A 22074-nucleotide genomic window follows, 5' to 3' on the forward strand; every position below is an offset into this window, starting at 1 on the left:
CGACGCGCCGCGACCCTACTCGCCGGCGATCGTCATGCGTTCGATGAGCAGGGAACCGGTGCGCACGTTGCCGCGGGGATCGACATCGCGGCCCACCGCCGCGAGGCCGCGGTAGATGTCCCGCAGGTTACCGGCGACGGTGATCTCCTCCACCGGGTACTGGAGTTCGCCCCCCTCCACCCAATAGCCTGCAGCGCCCCGGGAGTAATCACCCGTGAGCAGGTTAATGCCGTGCCCCATCAGTTCGGTGACCAGCAGACCGGTGCCCATCTCGCGCAGCAACCCATCCAAGTCGTGGTCGCCAGGTTGGATAATGACGTTGTGGGCGCCGCCGGCGTTGCCGGTGGTCTCCATGCCCAGCTTGCGTGCCGCGTAGCTGTCCAGCAGGTAGCCTTGCAGCACACCGTCCTTCACCAACGCACGGGCACGGGTCTCCACGCCTTCCGAATCAAACGGGGCGCTGCCCAGGGCCTTGGGCAGATGGGGCTGTTCCTGGATCTGTACGAAGGACGGGAACACCGGCTTGCCCAGGTGATCCACCAGGAACGAGGCCTTGCGGTAGAGGTTGCCGCCGCGGATCGCGCTCAAAAAGTGGCCCAACAGTCCGCCGGCCAGTTCAGCGGCGTAGATCACCGGGGCTTGGCGGGTACTCAGCCGCTTGGCGTCGAGGCGGTGCAGGGTGCGTTGCGCGGCGCGGCGGCCCACCGCCTCCGCGGACTCCAACTCGGTGCGGTCACGGGCCACGGTGTACCAGTAGTCGCGCTGCATGCCCTGCTCAGACTGGGCGATCACCGCGCAACTCAGGCTGTGACGGGTGCTGGCGTAGCCCCCCATAAAGCCGTGGGTATTGGCATACACGCGGATACCGCGGTGGCTATTGACGCCGGCGCCCTCGGAGTTGGTAATGCGCGGGTCCAGCTCCCGTGCCGCGTTCTCGCAGGCCAGCGTCAGCTCGATGGCGGCATCGGCGTTCAGCATCCAGGGATGATCCAGGTCCAGTTGCGGGATGACCCGGGCCATGCGTGCGGCATCGGCAAGGCCGGCGTACGGGTCCTCGGCGGTATACCGGGCGATGTCGCAGGCGGCGCGCACGGTGTCGCGCACGGTGTCGGTGCGTAGATCCGCGGTACTCGCCGAGCCCTTGCGGGCGCCGAAATACACCGTGACCCCGAGCCCGCGGTCGCGGTGGTATTCCACGGTCTCCACCTCGCCCAGACGCACGTTCACCGACAAGCCGATCTCGCTGCTGACGCCGGCCTCGGCGGCACTGGCCCCCTGGCGGCGGGACTCGTCCAGGATCTGCTGCACCAGGGGTTCGAGTTCGGAGGGATCCGGTACCGCGTCAACGGCTTTGGTCAGCGGCTTACTCATGGGATGGGTCAGCTCCAGCGGATCGGAAAAGGTCGGTGACACCAAACGGGTCGGCACCACCGCAGTGCAGGGGGCTGCCCGACGAATCGCGGAGCGAATGTGGCCGTATCAAACCGGCCCACTTCCCGGTCGGTCGCGTGCGGCGGGCCCGCGGGACTCACCCACGGATTCCGAAACGTTCCGCGTTCGCCCACCCGCCGCGCCATTCACAGATTACTCGGACACACGCCTAGCCGGCGCGCTTGTTGATAGCCTGCCGGTTGCCCCAGCGGGACAGGTCGTCCACCTGGACCCCCACCCACCACAGGGGGCCGACACTGTCCCGGGTGTGTCCGCCCACCAACCGTTGGCCAGGGCCGAGCCGCACTGCGGGGCCGAAACGTTCGGCATCCTCGCGGCGCCGGAACGCGTGCCACTGCACAACGTTGCCGTCGCCCGGCTCCCTGGGCAACGCGCGCTCGGTCAGGAACAGGGACGATTGCGTGGTCTCGGCCATGATCTGCACTCCCGCTGGTTACCTCCGCAAAGTCCGTCAAGCCTGGGTCCCACCCACGGTCAACTGGTCCACCCGCAGCGTCGGCTGCCCGACGCCTACCGGGACACTCTGGCCTTCCTTGCCGCAAGTGCCGATCCCGGCGTCCAGCTCCAGATCGTTGCCCACCATGCTGACCCGGGTGAGCACATCGGGGCCGTTGCCGATCAGGGTGGCGCCCTTGACCGGACGGGTCACCTTGCCGTTCTCGATCAGGTACGCCTCGCTGGCGGAGAACACGAACTTGCCGGAGGTGATGTCCACCTGGCCGCCACCGAAGTTGACGGCATACAGGCCCCGATCCACGGACGCGATGATCGCCTCCGGGTCATGCTCCCCGGCCAACATGTAGGTGTTGGTCATACGCGGCATGGGCAGGTGCGCGTAGGACTCACGCCGCCCGTTGCCGGTGGCCGCCATGTTCATCAGCCGGGCATTGAGTTTGTCCTGCAGGAACCCCTTGAGCACGCCGTTCTCGATAAGCACAGTGCACTGGGTAGGCGTGCCTTCGTCGTCCACGTTGAGAGAGCCGCGGCGCTGGGCCAGCGTTCCGTCATCCACCACCGTGCATCCCGCGGAGGCCACCTTCTCGCCCATACGTCCGGCAAACGCGGAGGTGCCCTTGCGGTTGAAGTCGCCCTCCAGACCATGGCCCACCGCCTCGTGCAGCAGCACCCCAGGCCAGCCCGGCCCGAGCACCACGGTCATGGTACCGGCAGGAGCGGCCACCGCGTCCAGGTTCACCAGGGCTTGGCGCACGGCCTCGCGGGCATAGTGCAGGGCGCGCCCCTGTTCCTGAAAATAGGGGTAACCGAAACGCCCGCCGCCCCCGAAGGAGCCCTGTTCGCGACGCCCGTTCTGCTCCACGATCACGACCACATTGAGGCGCACCAGGGGCCGCACGTCAGCGGCCAAGGTACCATCGGCGGCGGCCACCAGGATCACGTCCTGACCCGCCGCCAGACTGATCATCACCTCCTGCACGCGTGGATCCTGACGTCGCGCCTCCTCGTCCACGCTGCGCAGCAACGCTATCTTGTCAGCAGCAGACAGGGTGTCCAGCGGATCCAGCGGCACATAGAGTTGATGACCGGTGCGCCGGTTCCATGCCTGCAGCGTGCCCTCGCCGCCACTGCGGGCTATGGCCCGGGCCGCCTGGGAGGCTTCGAGCAGCGCCGGCAGCAAGATCTCGTCGGAGTAGGCGAAACCGGTCTTCTCGCCACTGATCACCCGCACCCCGACGCCCTGCTCGATGCTGTGGCTGCCGTCCTTGACGATCCCGTCCTCCAGGGACCAGGACTCGTGGCGGCTGGCCTGGAAATAGAGATCTGCGCTGTCCACCGACGGGCCCAGCAGGCGCTGGAACACCTGATCCAGGTCCGACTCGGTGAGCCCTGAGGGATCGAGGATGCGATGTTTGGCGATGTCCAGTGCGTTACGCATGGTGGTCTTCGCTGTGTTTCGGATCGGGCAGGTCGCAGTACAGGCGCCGATGGTCGATGGCCGGAAAATTGCGCCGCGTGGTGCGCAGCCGCGCCGCGTCGAGATCCCCGCAGACGATGCCCGAGCCCCGTGTGAGCCGGTCCAGGACCGTGCCCCAGGGGTCCACGATCATGGTGTCGCCGTGGGTCTCACGGCCGTTCAGATGATAGCCACCCTGGGCCGCCGCGATCATGTAGCAAAGGTTCTCGATCGCCCGCGCCCGCACCAGGGTCGCCCAATGCGCCTTGCCAGTGACCGCGGTGAAGGCAGAGGGCATCGCAAGCAGTTCCGCACCGTCATCCAGCAGGCGACGAAACAGCTCCGGGAACCGTAAATCATAACACACCGCCAGCCCGAGCCGCCCGAAGGGGGTATCGAGCACCACGGCGCGGTCCCCAGGTTCAATGGTCTGGGACTCCGTGTAGCGCTCCGCGCTGGCCACCAGATGGACATCGAACAAGTGCAGCTTGTCGTAGCGGGCCACGCGGCGACCGCGGAGATCGAAGACCAGACACGCGGCACGCACTTTATCAGGGACGCTGGCCTCCAGCGGCACGGTACCGCCCACCAGCCAGATCCCGTGGCGCAGCGCCTGGTTGGCCAGGAAGTCCTGTATGGGACCGCTGCCTTCGGGTTCGCAGGCCGCCACCTTGTCGGTTTCCTGCATCCCCATGATAGCGAAGTTCTCCGGCAGCACTACCAAACCGGCGCCAGCGGCCGCCGCCTGGCCGATCAACCGCTCGGCTTCCAGGAGGTTGGCGTGGACATGGGGACCCGAGGCCATCTGCACGGCGGCCACCCGTTGCGGCTTGGACACCGGTCAGGTCTCCCAGGCCGTGCCGGAAACAGCGGACATCGACGGGACTGCGATACGCATCATGCCCTCAGAATACCATAAGCCGATCGCGCATCACCGACCCCCTCATAGCCGGAAGTCAGGACCGGCCTCCAATCATGGGCAGCGCTGCGCGCGCCCGCGCCGGGCTATTCCCTACACCCGCGGCGCCGGTGAGACGAAATCCATTGGGAAATGCGGGTTAAGGGCGCACGGGCGCAGCGGGTAGCCGTTCCGGTTTGGGGATGGCGAGTGTCGGCGCGATCCCCGGGCGCGGCGCCGGGGAGCCTTCCAAAAACCCGGCCAATCCCCCAGCGGTGCGGGTCACCACCGGGTGCTCCCAGGACCCGGTCACGGAGTACTGATAGCGGGTGATGTCCTGGATCGGCCCGCGCAACATGTGCTCGGCAACGAACAGCGCCGCTCCCACCGCCGGCCCCCCCGCCAAAGCCCCGGCAAGGGGCAGGCTTCCCCCCAGATTTGGCAGCACCGTGACCGTCTGATCATAGTCCCGGGCCAGCAGGCCGATACGCCCAGTGATCACCAGATCCGCCGACGGGCCCTTCAGGGTCAGGTTGTCGGTATACGCATTTGCGTTGCGCAGGCTGAAGGTCCCCTGGAGGTGGTCGAAACTGAAACCCTTCTTGAACAGGTCGCTGAAATCCAGGGACAGGCGCCGCGGCAGTGCCTGCAGGCTGAGCAGACCGAAGACCCGGCCGGCGCCCGGGCTCACGTCCACAAGCCGCCCTTTGTCGACCTTCAGCTTGAAGGTTCCCTGCAGTCCCTTGAGCCCCACTCGCGTAGGCCCATCGGGCCAGTGCACCGTCATATCGCATTGGGTCTTGCCGCCACGCACGCTGCCGGCAAACCCGAAGCCGGCGATAAGACGCCCCAGATCGGGACTCGTCAGGGCCCCGGCGAACCGGGTCTCCTGGCGCCCCCCGCCCAGGTCGAGCCACTCACCGCTGCCCTCCAGGTGCATCCGCGCGGACGTCAGAGAGAGATGTTCCACCCGCAGGCCTTGCGCCACCCGCACCGCCTGCAGCGACAACTGCCCCAATTCCTGGTCCCCGTAGCGGAACTGCCGACTGCTGATACGCAGCGCCGGCAACCCGCGTGGATCCGGGGCCGCACCGCCCCCAGTGGCGGCGGAAGGCAACTGCAGACGGTCCAGGTCCATGACCACCGCGGGCCCCTTGGGGTAGGTCACCGGCACCCACACTTTGCCGCTCACCACCGGGCTGTCCAGGCGCGCAAACCACCACTCGCCGGGCTCCGGCACCCCGCTCTCCCGGGACAGGACCCCGCTCAGTACCTTTCCGTAGCGCAACTGTACCGGCGCGTCGGGACGACGCGGCACGGTGGTCTCCAGCCACAGTTCCCGATCGCGCGCCGCGGTCTTGCCAAACGGCGCCGGCAGATCCACCGCCATGCCGTGTAGATCCGTGTGCAAGGTCAGGGGCAGTTCCGGGACCTTGGCGCCGGTGGGTTGCCAGGGAATCACCAGTGCCGCGTCCCAGGCAGTGGTCCCCTTCAACCAGTGGGCCGCCATGGGGCTCCACTGGGCCAGGGAGGTAGCGGCCACCGCACCCGCCACCCGCACGGTGCTGCGGGACTCCCCGGCGGGGGTGCTCACCCCGATGGTCACGGCACGCCCATCCAGCATCGCATCGATGCCCGATGCCTGATAACTGTGGTCGGAAAATGCCAGGGTGCCATTGATGTTCTGCAGATTCAGGCCCCAGGCCGCACCGTCCAGCATCCCGTCGGAAAACGCCACGGTACCCGAGTAACGGCGCGCCTCGGGATCCTCGGTCGGGAACTGGAGCTGGAAGTCCAGGCGCGCAGCGCCTCCGGCCTGCAGACCGTCCAGGAACGCCCCATGGGTCTTGTGCACCGGGCTTTCCTGGAGGATACGCAGCAGATCCGCGGCCGGACCCTGGGCACGCAGGTGCATCTCGATGACCTGGCCGCGGCCGAGGCGGGGGATCCGCGCGTCGGCCCCCAACACCGACACATCAAACACCTTAGCACTCACCAAGTGCACGTTCAGGGCATCCCCCCGGAACACCACCTCCGCCTCGACGTCCTCCATGCGCGGCCAGTCCCGGTCGTAGTCCAGGATCACGTCGGAGACGTTGAAACGGGCCTCGAAGGTGCCGGTGCCGCCCGGGAACGGAAACTCGCGCAGCGGACCCTGCAACACCACGACCCCGGAGACGATGTCACCGCTTACCAGCGCGCGGTCCATCCACGCGCGCCCATGGGGCGGGATGCCGTGGATCGGCAGGTAGCGGCGCACCGCCGCCATGCTGCCCCGCTCCAGGTTCACTTGGAGGTCCACCACTGGAGATCCGGAGCCGGAGGGCCATTCCAGCAACAGCCGTGCACGGGCCGCCAAGTCCGCGTTGGCCAGCGCGAGATCCGGGGTCTGCAGCACCCAACCCGCGGCACCCGACCGCGTCAGGGTGAGCCGCCCGGACAGCCGGTCGAAAGTCAGTGGCGCGGCAAACCATTCGGCGGCGTCCACGCGCACGCCGCGGCTGTCCAGGTCCAGCTGCACCCCGTCCGGGCCGGCGTCCACCCGGCCGGTAAGTCCGGCGACCGCGGGCCAGCGGCCCCAGGCGCCGCTGGAGAGATCTTCGAAACGCCCGCGCAGGCTGTAGCGCGGCCCATGTCCAACGACGTCTTGCAGACGCGCGGTCAGATTCCGCAACTCACCCTCGGGATGCAGGGCCTGCAACGCGGCGCGTAGCGCCGCGTTGGGAACGTCACTGAGCTGGAACAGGGCCGCCACCTCCCGCAGCCGCAAACGGTCGGCCCGCACTTCCCACTGCGGCGCAACCGTCCCCACCGCGGGACGCCGCACCAGGGTGAGATTCATGACCTGCGGCGCCTGGGCATCCCGTTGCACCACCAAGTCCTGGAGGCGCACCCACCACGCGGCGCCCGCGCGTCCGAAGGCGAAGCGCCCGCTCGCCTGGTCTGCAGCAAAGGCGGGCGCGCCGGCGCCACGCAGCCGCAGCGCACGCAGCTGGGCCTTTCCTTCGAGGGACTCGAGCCGCCCGCCGGCCCACGCGCCCCACACCTCCAGGTCGGCGCGGCCGCCCGCCGCACGGATCCCCGCCACGGACCGTCCGCGGGTCCAGGCCGGGACGTTCAGGCCCACCCCGCGCAGATAGAACCGCCCACCCGTCTCCAGAGGGCGTGGTCCAGTGCCATCCGACTCCGCCACGAAGGACACCTGATGGCCAAAGGAGGTGGGCAGATCCGCCGCGCCGCTGAGCAGGTAGCCCCGACCACTCCGCTCCAGGGACACCGCCACGCGGGTGAACCGCACCGGCGCGGCACCCGCCTGCCGGTCCCACCACAGCAGGTCGCTGCCGGTGACCCGGAGGCGAACCGCGCCAATGGCGGCGAACCGCGCCAGCAGTTGCTCCGGCGCCAACCTGGCGCCGGGCGGGACGTCCGCGGGATGAATACGCCCGTCCGGATCCCGAACCAAGGACAGGGTGGCGCCCTCCAGGGTGATGGTGGCAGGCTCCAAGTGCCGCTCCAATAGCGCCCCCAGGTTGACCCCCAGGCGCACCTCCCGCACCCGCAGCAGGACCCCGCCGCGCTGCGGATCGCGCAGTACCACGTTCTGGAGCTGGAGCACCGGGTGCAGTCCGTACCAGCGCGCGTCCACTCGCGAGCACTGCACCGGCAACCCGAGATACCGCCCTGCCAGTGCCTCGATCTGTCGCTGATAGTGGGTGGTCATCGGCAACAAGGCGCGGACCGCGGCCACGGCGACGGCGGCCAGGATCACCAACGCCGCCACCGCGTACCACAGCCCGCGTCCCACATGCTTCATGCCCATGGTTTTCTCCGCGGCTCCACGGACCGCGCCGACCGCGGGAATCGGGAACGCCAGACCATCGGATGGCATACCCGGGACGCACGGCGCACTACATCAGCACCACATCGAACTGTTCCTGCGTATACAGGGCCTCGACCTGGAGCTTCACCGGCTTGCCCACGAACTCCTCCAGCTCCGCAAGGCTGGTGGACTCCTCGTCCAGCAGCAGATCCACCACCTCCTGGGACGCCAATACCAGCAGTTTTTCGGCATCGAACTGGCGCGCGGAGCGCAAAATCTCCCGGAAGATCTCGTAGCAAACGGTCTCCGGCGTCTTCAGGCTGCCGCGCCCGCCGCAGGCCGGGCACGACTCGCACAGCACGTGGCCCAGGCTCTCCCGGGTACGCTTGCGGGTCATCTCCACCAGACCCAGAGGCGATACATCGCAGATCTGACTGCGCGCGTAGTCGCGCTCCAAGCTCTTCTCCAGGGCCCGCAACACCTGCTTACGGTGGTCTTCCAGAGCCATGTCGATGAAGTCGATGATGATGATGCCCCCCAGGTTGCGCAGCCGCAGTTGCCGGGCGATGGCCTGCGCCGCCTCCAGGTTGGTCTTGAATATCGTCTCTTCCAAATTGCGATGACCTACATAGGCACCGGTATTGACGTCGATGGTGGTCATCGCCTCCGGCTGGTCAATGATCAGATACCCCCCGGACTTGAGCTGCACTCGGCGCTGCAGTGACTTCTGGATCTCGTCCTCCACACCGTAGAGGTCGAACACCGGACGCTCGCCCGGATAGTATTCGATACGATCGGCGATCTCGGGGATGAACTTGCCCGCGAACTCGAGCGCCCGCTGGTAGGTGAGGCGCGAGTCGATGCGCACCTTCTCCACCTCCGCCGCAACCAGGTCGCGCAGGGTGCGCAGCGCCAGTGGCAGGTCCTCGTGGACCACGGTGCCAGGTCCGGCGCTGGCCGCGCGTTCCTGGATCGAGGCCCAAAGGCGACGCAGGAATTCCATATCGGCGCGAAGCGCCTCTTCGGTCGCGCCTTCCGCCGCGGTGCGCACGATGAACCCGCCAACTTCGGTGGCGCCCGCCAGCGCGTGCACGATCTCTCGCAGGCGCAGCCGCTCTGCCTCGTCCTCGATCTTCTGGGACACCCCCACGTTGCGCGCCCCGGGCATGAATACAAGGTAGCGGGACGGCACGGTGATATGGGTGGTGAGACGCGCGCCCTTGGTACCCAATGGGTCCTTCACCACCTGGACCAGCACCTGCTGACCTTCCTGAAGTAACTGGCTGATGGTCTCCGCCACGTCCCCGTTGGGGCGCTCGTCGCCGGCCAGGGAATAGACGTCGGAGGCATGCAGGAACGCGGTGCGCTCCAGGCCCACCTCCACGAACGCCGCCTCCATGCCCGGCAACACCCGCGAGACGCGGCCCTTGCAGATGTTGCCCACGATCCCGCGGCGGCGCTCGCGTTCGATGTAGACTTCCTGCAGCATGCCGTTCTCCACCAGGGCGACACGGGTCTCCTGGGGGGTGACGTTGATCAGGATCTCTTCACTCATGTCCTTAACCTGTGACAGGAACGCCGGCGCGCCGTTCAGACGACACCGGGCACTGTGATCCCAAACGCGCGCAGTAGCTCCGCCGTTTCAAACAGCGGCAGGCCCATCACCGCGGAATAGCTGCCCTCCAGGCGACGCACAAACACCGCGCCACGCCCCTGGATCGCATAAGCACCCGCCTTGTCTGCGGGTTCCCCGGTGTCCCAGTAGGCCTCGCACTCAGCGCGGGTCAACACCCGGAACGTTACGGAACTCACATCCAGACGCGTGGCCGCGCGCCCCTGTTCCACCATGGCCACCGCGCTGAACACGTGGTGGCTGCGCCCGGACAAACGCGTCAGCGTCGCCAGGGCCGATTCCCGATCAGCGGGTTTGCCGAGGATCCGGTTCTCGACCACCACCGCCGTATCGGCGCCCAACACCGGGCGCTCGCACCCCGCCGGAAGTTCGCGCCACCCGCCATGGGCCTTGGCCAGGGCGAGGCGGACCACGTAGTCCTCCGGCCGCTCGCCCTCCCGGCAGGTCTCATCCACCGCGGCCAGCACGCTACGATAGCCCACGCCGATCTGTTCCAACAGCGCGCGGCGCCGCGGGGAAGTGGAGGCAAGGTAGATCTGCGGTAGGGCGTCCATCATCGTAAGTCCATCCTGTGCCCGCGCGCCGCCGCTGGCGCACGGACAATCCTGATGTGCATGACAAATCCCAGCGCCGCGGCGGCGCCCGTTCAGTCCCGGTGGTAAGGGTGATGCGCCAACAGAGACCAAGCCCGGTACAATTGCTCTGCTGCCAGTACCCGTACCAAACGATGGGGCAGCGTGAGCCGCGACAGGGACCACGCGCCCTCCGCGCGGCCGCGGCATTCCTCCGACAGGCCATCGGCACCACCCACCAGCAAGGCCAGGTCGCGCCCGTCATGTAGCCACCCCGCGAGCCGTTCCGCCAGCTCTCGGGTATTCCACTCCTGGCCGCGCTCGTCCAGGACCCAGACCCGCGCGCCCACCGGTACCGCTGCGAGCAGACGCGTCCCTTCGTCGCGTACCGCGCGTGCCACGTCATCGCCCTTGCGTCCACGCCGCCCGGGCGCGATCTCCACCACTTCGAGGGCGCATTCCGGCGGCAGCCGGCGGCGATATTCCTCGGTCCCCTGCCGGATCCATTCCGGCGCCCGGGTCCCGGTGGTAATCAGGCGGATGCGCATGGGCGTGCCGAGACCTGCGACGCGCCGGGACCCGCAACCCCGCCGTCCGGCGCGAGGCGGAGTCCGCTAACGGGATTCACTCCGGTTGTTCGCGCGTCTTGGTACGGCGCGCAATGGTATCGTCCTCCATGGACCACAGACGCTCCAACTGGTAGAAATCCCGGGCGCGGGACAGCATGACATGCACCACCACATCCTCCAGGTCCACGAGGATCCATTCCCCTTCACGTTCGCCTTCGGTCCCCAGCGGACGCACGTCGAGTTCCCGGGCGGCAGCCACGACACGGCCCGCCAGGGACCGCACGTGGCGGTCCGATGTCCCGCTGGCGATTACCATATAATCGGTGATGGTCGTCAGCCCGCGCACGTCGATGACCCGCAGGTCTAGGGCCTTGAGTCCTTCCAAGGCGGCGCGCACGGCGTCCAGCAAACGTTCTGAATCCGTCATCGGTACCACGCCCCGGAATCGCCGCGCAGCGGGTGGTCCATAGGGTCTCGTCTCAACGGTACAGTCCCTCCGTCTGGATCAGCCGCCAGACCGCGTCTGGCAGCAGGAAACGCGGGCTCTTGCCCGCCTGAATAGCGGTGCGGATCCGCGACGCCGACACATCCAGCTGAGTCACGGTGTGGCGCAGCACCTGCCCCCCACCGGCGCGCTTCAGCTGCGCCGGATCGCGGGTCTCCCCGGCGCGCAACAAGTCCGCCGCCGCCCCGTCGCGGGGCGGCTCCCAACCGGGCCGCTGGACCACCACGAAGTGGCACAACGACGGCAGTTCGCGCCAGCGATGCCAGCTCCCCAAACCGCAAAAGGCGTCGGTACCCAGAATCAGGCACAAGGGGGGCACACCGGTCTCGGCGTGCAGCGACAGCAGGGTATCCACGGTATAGGAAATGCCACCCCGGTCCAGTTCGCGGCGATCCACACGCAGACCCGTCACCCCCTCCACGGCGGCCTGCACCATGCGCAGCCGCTGGTCGGGGGAGGCCACCGGCGCCGCACGGTGGGGGGGAGTGTGGCTGGGAATCACCCGCACCTCATCCAGTTCCATGTCCTGGAGCACCTCCAGGGCCGCGCGCAGGTGTCCAAAGTGGACCGGATCGAAGGTACCGCCGAGGATCCCGATGGGCATCAGGGAACCGATGCCGCGGCGCATGGAGCACAGACGCAGGCGACCGCGGCCACCCCCTCGTGGGGCGGTATCCTGCCACGCCGCAAACCCAGGTTGGTGGTGCCGGGCCGGATACCCATCAGGTACGCAGATGTCCGTCGCCCAACACCACGTACTTGAGGGTGGTCAGTCCCTCGAGACCCACCGGACCACGGGCATGGAGCTTGTCGGTGCTGATGCCGATCTCCGCCCCCAGACCATATTCAAACCCGTCGGCAAGCCGGGTGGACGCGTTCACCATCACCGAACTGGAATCCACCTCGCGCAGGAAACGCAGCGCGCGGGTGTAGTCCTCGGTCACGATCGCGTCGGTGTGGTGGGAACCATAACGCTCGATGTGTTCGATGGCCGCGTCGAGATCCGCCACCACCCGGATGGCGAGTACCGGTGCCAGGTATTCGGCCCCCCAGTCCGCCGGGGTCGCGGGCCGGACATCGCCGAGCAGCGCCTGGGTACGTTCGCAACCCCGCAATTCCACGCCTGCATCCCGGTAGCGTGCCCCGAGCACCGGTAGCACCTGCGGCGCAATCCCCTCAGCCACCAATAGGGTCTCCATCGTGTTGCAGGTGCCGTAGCGCTGGGTCTTGGCGTTGTAGGCCACCGCTACCGCCTTGCCCAGATCGGCGCGATCATCGATGTAGACGTGGCACACGCCATCCAGGTGTTTAATCACCGGCACCTGGGCCTCGCGGCTGACACGTTCCACCAGTCCCTTGCCGCCGCGCGGCACAATCACGTCGATGTACGCCTTCATAGTCAGCATCGCGCCGACCGCGGCACGATCCGTGGTGGCCACCACCTGGACCGCGTCCGCCGTGAGGCCCGCCGCCTCCAGCCCGTGGTGGATGCAGGTGGCGATGGCCTGATTGGAGTGCAGCGCCTCGGAGCCGCCGCGCAGGATAGCCGCATTGCCGGCCTTCAAACACAAGCCGGCGGCGTCCGCGGTGACGTTGGGACGCGACTCATAGATGATGCCGATCACCCCCAGTGGCACCCGCATGCGTCCGACCCGGATCCCGGAAGGCCGGTATTTCAGATCCGTCACCTCCCCGATGGGATCCGCGAGCGCCGCGACCTGGCGCAGGCCCGTGGCCATGGCGTCAATACGCGATGGGGTGAGTTCCAACCGATCCAGCAACGCCGCGTCCAGCCCCTGGGCGCGGCCCGCCTCCAGATCCCTGCGGTTGGCCGCCGCAAGTTCCGCGCGGGACCCCTCCAGGGCGGTGGCGATGGCTTCCAGGGCACGGTCCTTGGCCGCGGTCTCGGCGCGCCCCATGACCCGGGCGGCGGCGCGTGCGCGCCGGCCCACGTCGTCCATGTAGGCCGTCACGTCCGACATCGCATTATCGTGTTGCGCGTGCAGCATTGGATCCTCGACCGATCAACCGGAGAGCGCACTGTCCATGGGCTCCCCGCCAGCCACGGCAAGCCCCAATTGTAACAATTCCTGCCACGGGCTGCCCGCCTCCGCCCCCTTGATGACGCGGTCGATCCGGGCGCAGCGGCACAGCAACGCGCGCCACACCGCCACCGGGTGACGGCGCAGCCCGCGGCTCACCAGGGGCTTGCGGCGCTCCCATACCCCGTGCTCCGCCAACACCCGCGCCAGGGTGGCCCCGTCCCGCACCGCCTGGGCCATGCGCGCCAGGCCCCGCACCTCCCGGGACAGGGCCCAGAGCACCAGTACCGGATCTGTGCCCTCCGCCCGCACCCCGTTCAGCACCCGGACCACCCGGGGCAGACTACCCTCCAGGACGCTGTCCACCAAGTCGTAGATGCTGAACCGTGCGCTGTCCGTCACCGCCCGGGTCGCCGTCTCCAGGTCCACCCGACCGGGCCCGTGGAGCAGGAAGAGCTTATCCACCTCCTGGGCGGCGGCCAGCAGGTTGCCCTCCACCCGCTCCGCCAACAGCGCCGCCACCTCCGGCGCCGGTTCCAGCCCCCGGGTGCGCATGCGCTGAGTAATCCACTCCGGCAACCGGCCCCGGTCCACCGGCCACACCGTCACCATGCCGCCGACGCGATCCAGTGCTTGGTACCAAGCGCTGCGCTGGGCAGCGCCTTCCAGCTTCGGGCACAACACCACCAGCACGGTATCCTGGGGCGGTCGCTCAGCGTAGCGGACCAGTTCCCGTCCGCCGGCCTCCCCGGGCTTGCCACCGGGCAGGCGCAGTTCCAACACCCGGCGCTCCCCGAACAGGGACAGGTTGTCGGCAGCGGCCGCCAGCCGGCCCCAGTCGAACCCGGTCTCCACAGTCAGGATCTCCCGCTCCAGAAACCCCCGCTCCCGGGCCGCGGTGCGGATCCGCTCCCGCGCCTCGTCCACCAGCAGCGGCTCGTCTCCGCTGATCAGGTACAACGGGGCCAGGGTCTTGGCCAGATGGCGCTCCAGTTGGTCGACACGCAGCTTCATGAAGCGGGTCCGTTGGTACGGTGCGGCACGAGGCGGCTCAATGCACGGCGAGCCGGCGCACGATATCCTGGGCGATATCATGGCGCATGTCGGAGTAGAGCATCTCCTGCTCCTGGTCCATGCCGAGCACCGCGGCCTCGTCGAACAGAAAATCCCGCGTGCGTTGCACCGTTTGGGGCGGCACCAGCACCTTGCCAGCGGCGTCGCGCAACTCGAAGCGCACCGTGTACGCCAGTTCGTACTCCTGGGCCTGTCCCGTCGGCGTGACTGACAACACCCGTCGGCCCTCGCTGTCCTGCAGGATCGCCAGCACCCCGGTTGCATGCAGTGGGCTGCGGCTGATCTTCGCCCCGTTGCGCTGCAGGGCACGCCGCAACTCCACCGCCAGGGGTCCGTAGGGACTGGAGATCTGAAGGTAGGTCCGCGCCATCTGGGGCGGAAGCCGGTCGGTTCCGTTGCTGCCCCGCAGGTGAAACCCGCAGCCCGCGAGCGACAACACCGCGACGATCACTGCGGCCCGGTACCCACGGCGCAGACCTGAGGATAACGACGAACCCGCGTAGGCCAATGTCACCGTCCAGCGCCTCCAATCCATGCCCAAAAATGTGTAGGCCGAAGTACCCGGGGTGTCACCGGAACGCCACCGCTCCACGCCCCATTCACACCACGATATTCACCAACCGTCCCGGCACCACGACGAGCTTGCGCACCGGACGGCCTTCCAGGAAACGTTGCACGTTAGGGTCGCCCAGCGCAGCGGCCTCCAACACCTCGCGGTCGCCCCCCGCCGGGACCTCCACCCGGCCGCGCAGCCGGCCGTTGACCTGCACCACGATCTCCACCGTGTCCCGCGTCAGGGCAACGGAATCCGGTGTCGGCCAGGGCGTGTTCACCAGCAGTTGGTCCCTGCCCAAGTGATGCCACAACCGGTGGGTAACATGGGGGACAATGGGCGCGAGCAGACGCACCGCGACCTCCAGTGCCTCTTGCATCACCGCACGCCCCTGAGGCGTCGGGTCCTCGAACTTGTACAGGGCGTTCACCAGCTCCATCACCGCGGCAATAGCGGTGTTGAAGGTGTAGCGGCGGCCCATGTCGTCGCTCACCTTGGCGATCGTCTCATGAACTTGGCGGCGCAGCGCGCGTTGCGGTACGGTGAGCGCGCCGCGTTCCAGCACCGCTGCCGGGCCGGCGTTGACGTGGACGGACACGAGTTTCCACAATCGGCGCAGGAAACGGAACGCCCCCTCCACTCCGGCCTCTGACCATTCCAGGGACTGTTCCGGCGGTGCGGCGAACATGACGAACATGCGCACCGTGTCCGCGCCGTAGCGCTCCACCATCTCCTGGGGATCCACGGTGTTGCCCTTGGACTTGGACATCTTGGTCCCGTCCTTGAGCACCATCCCCTGGGTAAGCAGGTTCTGGAACGGCTCGTCGCCGCGCACCAGGCCCTCGTCGCGCATCAGCTTGTGAAAAAACCGCGCATAGAGCAGGTGCAGGATCGCGTGCTCGATACCGCCGATGTATTGATCCACCGGCAACCAGTAGTCCACCCGGACATCCAGCATGGCCCCGGTGACGTCCGGCGCGCAGTAACGGGCGTAGTACCAGGACGATTCCATAAAGGTGTCGAAGGTGTCGGTCTCGCGCTCCGCGGGGCGCCCGCACTCCGGACAGGTGGTACGGTAGAACTCCGGCATGCGTTTCAGCGGGGAACCGGCACCGCTGAGCGCCACGTCCTGCGGCAACACCACCGGCAGGTCCTCATCCGGCACCGGGACCGATCCGCACTCCGGGCAGTGGATCACGGGGATGGGTGCACCCCAATAGCGCTGGCGCGAGATGCCCCAGTCCCGCAACCGGTAGTGGACCCGGCGCTGACCGCGGCCGTGCCGTTCGAGGTGTTCGGCAATGGCATCGAACGCCGTTGCGGAATCCATGCCGGTGAACAACCCCGAGTCCCGCAGCACGCCCTTCTCCGTATACGCCGCGGCGCCCAGATCCGGTTCCGTGCCATCCGCCGGATACACCACACCACGCACCGGCAGGCCGTAGCGGCGTGCGAATTCGAAATCGCGCTGGTCATGGGCTGGCACCGCCATCACCGCGCCGGTTCCGTAGCCCATCAGCACGAAGTTGGCCACCCACACCGGTACCGGCGCTCCGGTGATGGGGTGCTCTGCCGTCAGGCCGGTGAAACAACCGCGCTTCTCCATGGTTTCGAGGGCCGCCTCGGAGACCTGGGTGCCGCGGCACTCCTCGATGAACGCGGCGAGCGCCGGATTGGCCACCGCCGCCTTCAATGCCACGGGGTGCGCGGCGGCGAGTGCCACGTAGGTTACCCCCATCAGGGTGTCGGGCCGGGTGGTGAACACCGTGAGGGGAGCGTCCTCCCCAGGCACGGCGAATGCCAGCTCCACGCCTTCGGAGCGTCCAATCCAGTTGCGCTGCATGGTACGCACCTGGTCGGGCCAGCCGTCCAACGTATTGAGCGCCGCAAGCAGCTCGTCCGCGTAGGCGGTGATGCGCATGAACCACTGGGGGATTTCACGGTGCTCCACGGGCGTATCGCAACGCCAGCAACGCCCCTCGACCACCTGCTCGTTGGCCAGCACGGTCTCGTCCTTCGGGCACCAGTTCACCGGCGCGGTGCGCTTGTACACCAAGCCCTTGCGAAGCAAGCGCGTGAACAGCCATTGCTCCCAACGGTAGTAGGATGGATCACAGGTGGCGAGTTCCCGGCTCCAGTCGTAACCGAAACCGAGGCGCTTGAGCTGATCCCGCATGTAGGCGATGTTGTCGTAGGTCCAGCGCGCCGCCGGAACGCCGTTCTGGATCGCGGCGTTCTCCGCGGGCAGCCCGAAGGCGTCCCAACCCATGGGCTGCAGTACGTTGCGCCCGCGCATGCGCTGGTAGCGGGCGATGACGTCGCCGATGGTGTAGTTGCGCACGTGTCCCATGTGCAGACGACCGCTGGGATAGGGGAACATGCACAGGCAGTAGAATTTCTCCCGCGCCGGGTCCTCCACGGCGCGGAACACTTGGTGTTCCGCCCAATGGCTCTGGGCCTCGGCCTCCACCTCGGCCGGCTGGTATGACTCGTCCATCCGCATGATTCCGGGGAAATGCTGAAAAAACAAGGATACCGTAGTCCGCCTGCGGCGAACAACAAAACCGCTGCCCTATGCCTGCACCCGCGGATGGGGCACACTAGGGTAGTGTTTCACGATTGGAGGACCGGCCGTGAAACAACGTCGCGATCCGAGTCGAGGACTGGCCCATGAACCCGAAGAGCGAACACTCCCCGGCGGCAGAAAAGCTGATCCGGGCCTATAACCGGATGCTGGAACGCGTCAAAGCGTTCCTGGACGACAGCGCGCCGGATACCCATCCCGGACTGCATCGGAGCATCGATTCTGCCAAGGACAAGGCGGTGGAACTCGGCGAGCTGACCCGGGAGGAAGCAGAACGGACCGGTTATTTCCTCAAACGCGACCTGGAGGACGCCGCCCGCTACCTGGCGGATACCGGGCACGAACTAAGCGACTGGCTGCAAATCGACGTGGGGCTGATCGAACGGCAGATGTTGGAATGGTTTGCCTCCGCCGCGGACCGCACCCGCCTGGAGTGGCTACAGCTCCAGGCCGACCTGCGGCGCACCGCCGAGTACCACACCGGGGAAATCGCCGGGCCCGGCGCCCTCGAGTGCAGTGGCTGCGGCGAGGTGCTCCGGCTGCAAGCCACCGGGCATGTCCCCCCCTGTCCCCGGTGCCACGGCACCGTGTTTCGGCGCCCGGCCAACCGCGCGGATTGAGACGGTATCACCGTCTGCGCAACGCCGCGATCCCGGCACCCAGCACCGCCAACACCACCAACGGCGTGTTCCCCCAACGCACGTAAGGCGTCGCGCCGGTCATGAAGCGCGCCACGCCGCTGAGCACGAAGACCTGGAACTGCGGGGCCTCGGCCCGGATCCCGCCGCGCGGTCCGATGATGGCGGATACCCCGGTGTTGGTGGCCCGAACCAAATAGCGCCCGGTCTCCCGGGCCCGCATCCGCGCAATCTCCAGGTGCTGGTAGGGCGCGAGCGAGTGGCCGAACCACGCATCGTCGCTGACGTTCACTAACAGCTGGGCGGCAGGCAAGTCGCGGATGATCTCCGCGCCGAAGGCGTCCTCATAGCAGATGGAAACCCCGATTTGGCGACCGTCCACCTCCAGGGGCGGTTGATGCTTGGCTCCGGGGCTGAAATCCGACCAGGGGATATCGAGGACATCCAGTAGCCCCTCCAGGTACGCCTTCAGGGGGACATACTCCCCGAACGGAACCAGATGGCGCTTGAAATAGAAGGCCGGTGGGCCACCGGCTCCGAGTTGCACCACCGCGTTGTAGTAGCGCTGCGTCCTGGAATCACGCACCGGCACCCCTATCAGCAGGGTATCACCCCGTTCCCGCGCCCGCCGGGCCAGGGGTGCCAGGAAATCCTGGCGGACTGCAGCGTAGAAATCGGGAATCGCGGTCTCCGGCCAGATGATCAGTCGGCTGGCCCAGTGGGCCTCGGTCAGCCCGGCATAGCGCTCCAGGATACGTTCGCGCAGTTGGGGCAGCCACTTGAGGTTCTGGGGCACGTTGCCCTGCAGCAAGCTGACCGATAGGGGCGCGCCCTCCGGATGCGTCCAGCGCACGAGCCCCAACCCACCGGCGCCAGCCCATAGCAGCCCCATCGCCGCGACGCACACCCAACGCCGGGTGCCGCGCCCCGCGCTCAGGGCCGCCACACCCAAGCCTGCAGTCAAGGCGGTGGCCGCGCTCACCCCGTAGACCCCAAGCACTGGTGCGAGCCCGCCCAGGGGCGTGTTCAGTTGACTGTAGCCCAAAGACAACCACGGGAATCCGGTGAGAAACCAGTCCCGGACCCATTCCAGCAGGGTCCACCACGCGGGAAAGCCCACTGCGAGTCCTAACAACCCGCCGCCGAAGCGCCGCGCGAGCCCACCGGCCGCCGCCGGGAACCCGGCCAACACCACTACGAACAACGCAGTGAGGAACCCGGCTAGGGGCGCGGAGGCATTGCCATAGAGATGGATGCTGACGTAGATCCAAGAGGTGCCGACGCCGAACATGCCAACGCCGAACAGCCAGCCCCGCCACAGGGCGCGGCGCGGCGCGACTTGGCGCCAGAGCAGGAACAGCAGCGCAACGGAAAGCACCGCCACCAGGGCCCAGTGGAAGGGGGCGAAGGCCAGGGGCAAGACCCCACCGGCGGCCAGCGCGAGCAAATCGCCGCCCCACCCAGGCCGCGCGGCACCGCGCTCCGGCCCCATGCTATTCAGGCACCGGTTCCGCCGCCGGCAGCAGCGTCATGTGGAGCAGATGGACACGGCGGTTGTCGGCACGCAACACCTGGAAGCGAAAGCGCCCGATGGTGGTGGACTCGCCGCGCTTGGGAAGATAGCCGAAAGTATTCATGACCAAGCCGCCGATGGTGTCGAATTCCTCGTCGCTGAAACGCGCTCCAAAATACTCGTTGAAGTCCTCGATGGGCGTGAGCGCCTTGATGGTATAGGAGCCCTCGCTGTGCTTGAGGATGAAAGTGGCCTCGTCCACGTCGTGCTCGTCGCCGATGTCGCCGACGATCTGTTCCAGGACGTCTTCGATCGTGACCAACCCGGCGACACCGCCGTACTCGTCCACCACGATGGCCATGTGGTTGCGGCTCGCCCGGAACTCCTTGAGCAGCATATTGAGACGCTTGCTCTCAGGAATGAACACGGCCGGGCGCAGTACCTCGCGCATGCTGAAGGAACGTTCCAGGGCGCCGGTAAAATAGCGCAACAGGTCTTTGGCCAGCAGGATCCCCACCACCTCGTCGCGGTTCTCCCCGATTACCGGGAAACGCGAGTGCCCGGATTCGATGATCCGCGGCAGGATGTTCTCGGGGGGTTCATCGCGCTCCACCACCACCATCTGGGAGCGTGGGATCATGATGTCGCGCACCTGCATCTCCGAGACCTGGAGCACGCCCTCGATCATACCCAGGGCGTCGGAGTCCAGCAGATCCCGGTGCTGGGCATCGCGCAGCAGTTCGATCAGTTGTGCCCGGTCCTTGGGCTCGCCAAGCAGTACCTGGCTGAGACGTTCCAGCCAGGAACGTTGAGAAGAACCGTTACTAGGTCGATCGTCGCTCATGCGCATCCTGTTCACAGTAGGGATCGGGATACCCGAGCCGCGCGAGTATGTCCATCTCCAGGCGCTCCATCACCCGCGCCTGCCGGGACGTTTCGTGATCATAACCCACCAGATGCAATACACCGTGCACCACCATGTGGGCCCAGTGGGCAAGGCTGGACTTTCCCTGAGACCGCGCCTCGCGCGCTACCACCGGCGCGCAAATCACCAAGTCCCCGAGCATGCCCGCCGCCGCGGGCGCTGGGGCATCGCATCCGAAGGACAGCACGTTGGTAGCCCCCGCGCGCGCGCGGTAACGGCGATTGAGCACTGCGCTCTCCGCCGCGCCCACCACCCGGATCAGCAAGCGCCCGCGACGGCGCCCTGTAGCGGCCGCCGCCGCCGTCGCCCACCGGTGCAAGGACACCGGCGCGGGAACCCCCCGGCGCGGTGCCGCGTATTGGACCGCCACCTCCAGCGTCACTTCCGATCACGCTCGCCGCGCCCCGGCGGGTGTTGCTCCTCGTAGCCCTCGTAGGCGGCGACGATACGCTGCACCAACGGATGGCGCACCACGTCACTGGCGGTGAAGAACACGAAGCGGATTCCTTCCACCCCCTTGAGCACGTCCACCACATGGCGCAGTCCGGAGGCCTGCTGCCGCGGCAGATCCACCTGGGTCACATCGCCGGTGACCACCGCCGTCGAGCCGAACCCGATACGGGTGAGAAACATCTTCATCTGATCGACGGTGGTGTTCTGGGCCTCGTCCAGGATGATGAAAGAGTCGTTGAGGGTGCGCCCGCGCATGAAGGCCAGGGGCGCCACTTCGATGACGTTACGTTCGATCAGTTTCGCCACACGCTCAAACCCGAGCATCTCGTATAACGCGTCATAGAGGGGACGCAAATAGGGGTCGATCTTCTGGGCCATGTCCCCCGGGAGGAAACCCAGACGCTCACCGGCCTCCACCGCCGGGCGCACCAGCACCAGACGGCGTACCTGTTCGCGCTCCAGGGCATCCACCGCGCAGGCCACCGCCAGATAGGTCTTGCCGGTGCCCGCCGGCCCCACGCCGAAGCAGATGTCGTGAGTCCGAATGCCGTCGAGGTAGTGCTGCTGATTGGGACCCCGGCCGCGCACGATGCCGTTGCGCGTGCGGATCACCGCCGCCTCATCCGCATCGCGGCCGCCTCCGGAGGCCAGGGCCTCGACACCAGCCTCCTGGAGAAACAGGTGCACGGTGGCGGGTGTCAGGGCCTCCCGGCCGGTCGCGGCGTACAGGCCCTTGAGCACCTCGCCGGCGACGCGCGCCAGTTCCGGCGCGCCGAGCACCCGGAACCGATTGCCGCGGTTGTTGATCTCCACCCCCAGGCGCCGCTCCACTTGGCGCAGATGTTCGTCGAACGCACCACACAGGTTGGCCAGACGCCGGTTGTCCGCTGGCTCCAGCGCGAGATCAAAGGGTTGTGGATGGCGACTCAAG

The 22074-nt window shown here is 67.5% G+C and carries 19 protein-coding genes; 1 reads left to right on the plus strand and 18 read right to left on the minus strand.

From position 1 onward, the window contains the following. Positions 1-15: 15 nt before the first annotated feature. From B7Z66_01845 to B7Z66_01910, 14 genes are all read right to left on the minus strand, one after another. A complete protein-coding gene (locus B7Z66_01845) occupies positions 16-1371 on the minus strand; it encodes a metalloprotease PmbA (GenBank protein ID OYV78407.1) in 1356 nt (451 codons plus the stop codon). 229 nt (positions 1372-1600) lie between these two features. Next, complete coding sequence (locus B7Z66_01850) at positions 1601-1867, minus strand: hypothetical protein (protein OYV78304.1); 267 nt, start codon at positions 1865-1867, stop codon at positions 1601-1603. 36 nt (positions 1868-1903) lie between these two features. Continuing rightward, positions 1904-3346 carry a metalloprotease TldD gene (locus tag B7Z66_01855; GenBank protein ID OYV78305.1) on the minus strand — a complete coding sequence of 481 codons (1443 nt, stop codon included), beginning with the start codon at positions 3344-3346 and terminating at the stop codon, positions 1904-1906. Next, a complete protein-coding gene (locus B7Z66_01860) occupies positions 3339-4202 on the minus strand; it encodes an acyltransferase (protein ID OYV78306.1) in 864 nt (287 codons plus the stop codon). Before B7Z66_01860 ends, B7Z66_01855 begins: the two co-directional genes overlap by 8 nt. Before the next feature lie 220 nt (positions 4203-4422). Continuing rightward, on the minus strand, positions 4423-8151 hold the full coding sequence (locus B7Z66_01865) for a hypothetical protein (GenBank protein OYV78307.1): 3729 nt from the start codon (positions 8149-8151) through the stop codon (positions 4423-4425). 19 nt (positions 8152-8170) lie between these two features. Beyond that, positions 8171-9637: a ribonuclease E/G gene (locus B7Z66_01870; protein OYV78308.1), complete on the minus strand. Its 1467-nt coding sequence runs from the start codon at positions 9635-9637 to the stop codon at positions 8171-8173. A 35-nt stretch (positions 9638-9672) separates the two neighbouring features. Continuing rightward, positions 9673-10272: a hypothetical protein gene (locus B7Z66_01875; GenBank protein ID OYV78309.1), complete on the minus strand. Its 600-nt coding sequence runs from the start codon at positions 10270-10272 to the stop codon at positions 9673-9675. A gap of 89 nt (positions 10273-10361) precedes the next feature. Beyond that, positions 10362-10835, minus strand: coding sequence for a 23S rRNA (pseudouridine(1915)-N(3))-methyltransferase RlmH (locus tag B7Z66_01880; GenBank protein ID OYV78310.1), 474 nt, complete (start codon positions 10833-10835; stop codon positions 10362-10364). A 76-nt stretch (positions 10836-10911) separates the two neighbouring features. Beyond that, positions 10912-11283 carry a ribosome silencing factor gene (locus B7Z66_01885; GenBank protein OYV78311.1) on the minus strand — a complete coding sequence of 124 codons (372 nt, stop codon included), beginning with the start codon at positions 11281-11283 and terminating at the stop codon, positions 10912-10914. Between the two features lie 52 nt (positions 11284-11335). Further along, positions 11336-11989 carry a nicotinic acid mononucleotide adenylyltransferase gene (locus B7Z66_01890; protein OYV78312.1) on the minus strand — a complete coding sequence of 218 codons (654 nt, stop codon included), beginning with the start codon at positions 11987-11989 and terminating at the stop codon, positions 11336-11338. Between the two features lie 94 nt (positions 11990-12083). Continuing rightward, positions 12084-13343 carry a glutamate-5-semialdehyde dehydrogenase gene (locus tag B7Z66_01895; GenBank protein ID OYV78408.1) on the minus strand — a complete coding sequence of 420 codons (1260 nt, stop codon included), beginning with the start codon at positions 13341-13343 and terminating at the stop codon, positions 12084-12086. Between the two features lie 42 nt (positions 13344-13385). Next, entirely contained in the window at positions 13386-14417 is a 1032-nt protein-coding gene (locus B7Z66_01900; GenBank protein ID OYV78313.1) for a DNA polymerase III subunit delta, read from the minus strand. Positions 14418-14454: 37 nt separating this feature from the next. After that, the gene (locus tag B7Z66_01905; protein ID OYV78314.1) at positions 14455-15012 is read right to left on the minus strand and encodes a hypothetical protein; all 558 of its coding nucleotides are present in this window, start codon (positions 15010-15012) and stop codon (positions 14455-14457) included. Positions 15013-15076: 64 nt separating this feature from the next. Beyond that, complete coding sequence (locus B7Z66_01910) at positions 15077-17527, minus strand: leucine--tRNA ligase (GenBank protein ID OYV78315.1); 2451 nt, start codon at positions 17525-17527, stop codon at positions 15077-15079. A 173-nt stretch (positions 17528-17700) separates the two neighbouring features. On the opposite strand from B7Z66_01910, the gene B7Z66_01915 reads away from it, so the two are divergent. Then, positions 17701-18234 carry a hypothetical protein gene (locus tag B7Z66_01915; protein OYV78316.1) on the plus strand — a complete coding sequence of 178 codons (534 nt, stop codon included), beginning with the start codon at positions 17701-17703 and terminating at the stop codon, positions 18232-18234. 7 nt (positions 18235-18241) lie between these two features. Here the strand turns inward: B7Z66_01915 and B7Z66_01920 are convergent, their stop codons facing one another. Genes B7Z66_01920 through B7Z66_01935 form a run of 4 tightly spaced genes read right to left on the minus strand, consistent with a single transcriptional unit; the run spans position 18242 to position 22073 of the window. Further along, on the minus strand, positions 18242-19744 hold the full coding sequence (locus B7Z66_01920) for an apolipoprotein N-acyltransferase (protein OYV78317.1): 1503 nt from the start codon (positions 19742-19744) through the stop codon (positions 18242-18244). A 1-nt stretch (position 19745) separates the two neighbouring features. Further along, entirely contained in the window at positions 19746-20609 is an 864-nt protein-coding gene (locus tag B7Z66_01925; GenBank protein ID OYV78318.1) for a magnesium/cobalt efflux protein, read from the minus strand. Next, positions 20590-21072, minus strand: coding sequence for an rRNA maturation RNase YbeY (locus B7Z66_01930; GenBank protein OYV78319.1), 483 nt, complete (start codon positions 21070-21072; stop codon positions 20590-20592). The genes B7Z66_01925 and B7Z66_01930 overlap by 20 nt, the downstream gene beginning before the upstream one ends. After that, entirely contained in the window at positions 21069-22073 is a 1005-nt protein-coding gene (locus tag B7Z66_01935) for a phosphate starvation-inducible protein PhoH (GenBank protein ID OYV78320.1), read from the minus strand. Before B7Z66_01935 ends, B7Z66_01930 begins: the two co-directional genes overlap by 4 nt. Position 22074: the final 1 nt, after the last annotated feature.

This window comes from Chromatiales bacterium 21-64-14 (assembly GCA_002255365.1).
Classification (GTDB): Bacteria; Pseudomonadota; Gammaproteobacteria; order 21-64-14; family 21-64-14; genus 21-64-14.

Excerpts from the sequence above, each read along its gene's own strand:
- B7Z66_01900 (OYV78313.1), bottom strand. The coding sequence starts at position 14,417 with ATGAAGCTGCGTGTCGACCAACTGGAGCGCCATCTGGCCAAGACCCTG.
- B7Z66_01915 (OYV78316.1), top strand. The coding sequence starts at position 17,701 with ATGAACCCGAAGAGCGAACACTCCCCGGCGGCAGAAAAGCTGATCCGG.
- B7Z66_01925 (OYV78318.1), bottom strand. The coding sequence starts at position 20,609 with ATGAGCGACGATCGACCTAGTAACGGTTCTTCTCAACGTTCCTGGCTG.
- B7Z66_01895 (OYV78408.1), bottom strand. The coding sequence starts at position 13,343 with ATGTCGGACGTGACGGCCTACATGGACGACGTGGGCCGGCGCGCACGC.
- B7Z66_01920 (OYV78317.1), bottom strand. The coding sequence starts at position 19,744 with ATGGGGCCGGAGCGCGGTGCCGCGCGGCCTGGGTGGGGCGGCGATTTG.
- B7Z66_01870 (OYV78308.1), bottom strand. The coding sequence starts at position 9,637 with ATGAGTGAAGAGATCCTGATCAACGTCACCCCCCAGGAGACCCGTGTC.
- B7Z66_01910 (OYV78315.1), bottom strand. The coding sequence starts at position 17,527 with ATGGACGAGTCATACCAGCCGGCCGAGGTGGAGGCCGAGGCCCAGAGC.
- B7Z66_01890 (OYV78312.1), bottom strand. The coding sequence starts at position 11,989 with ATGCGCCGCGGCATCGGTTCCCTGATGCCCATCGGGATCCTCGGCGGT.
- B7Z66_01850 (OYV78304.1), bottom strand. The coding sequence starts at position 1,867 with ATGGCCGAGACCACGCAATCGTCCCTGTTCCTGACCGAGCGCGCGTTG.
- B7Z66_01905 (OYV78314.1), bottom strand. The coding sequence starts at position 15,012 with ATGGATTGGAGGCGCTGGACGGTGACATTGGCCTACGCGGGTTCGTCG.
- B7Z66_01885 (OYV78311.1), bottom strand. The coding sequence starts at position 11,283 with ATGACGGATTCAGAACGTTTGCTGGACGCCGTGCGCGCCGCCTTGGAA.
- B7Z66_01875 (OYV78309.1), bottom strand. The coding sequence starts at position 10,272 with ATGATGGACGCCCTACCGCAGATCTACCTTGCCTCCACTTCCCCGCGG.
- B7Z66_01845 (OYV78407.1), bottom strand. The coding sequence starts at position 1,371 with ATGAGTAAGCCGCTGACCAAAGCCGTTGACGCGGTACCGGATCCCTCC.
- B7Z66_01855 (OYV78305.1), bottom strand. The coding sequence starts at position 3,346 with ATGCGTAACGCACTGGACATCGCCAAACATCGCATCCTCGATCCCTCA.
- B7Z66_01880 (OYV78310.1), bottom strand. The coding sequence starts at position 10,835 with ATGCGCATCCGCCTGATTACCACCGGGACCCGGGCGCCGGAATGGATC.
- B7Z66_01865 (OYV78307.1), bottom strand. The coding sequence starts at position 8,151 with ATGCCATCCGATGGTCTGGCGTTCCCGATTCCCGCGGTCGGCGCGGTC.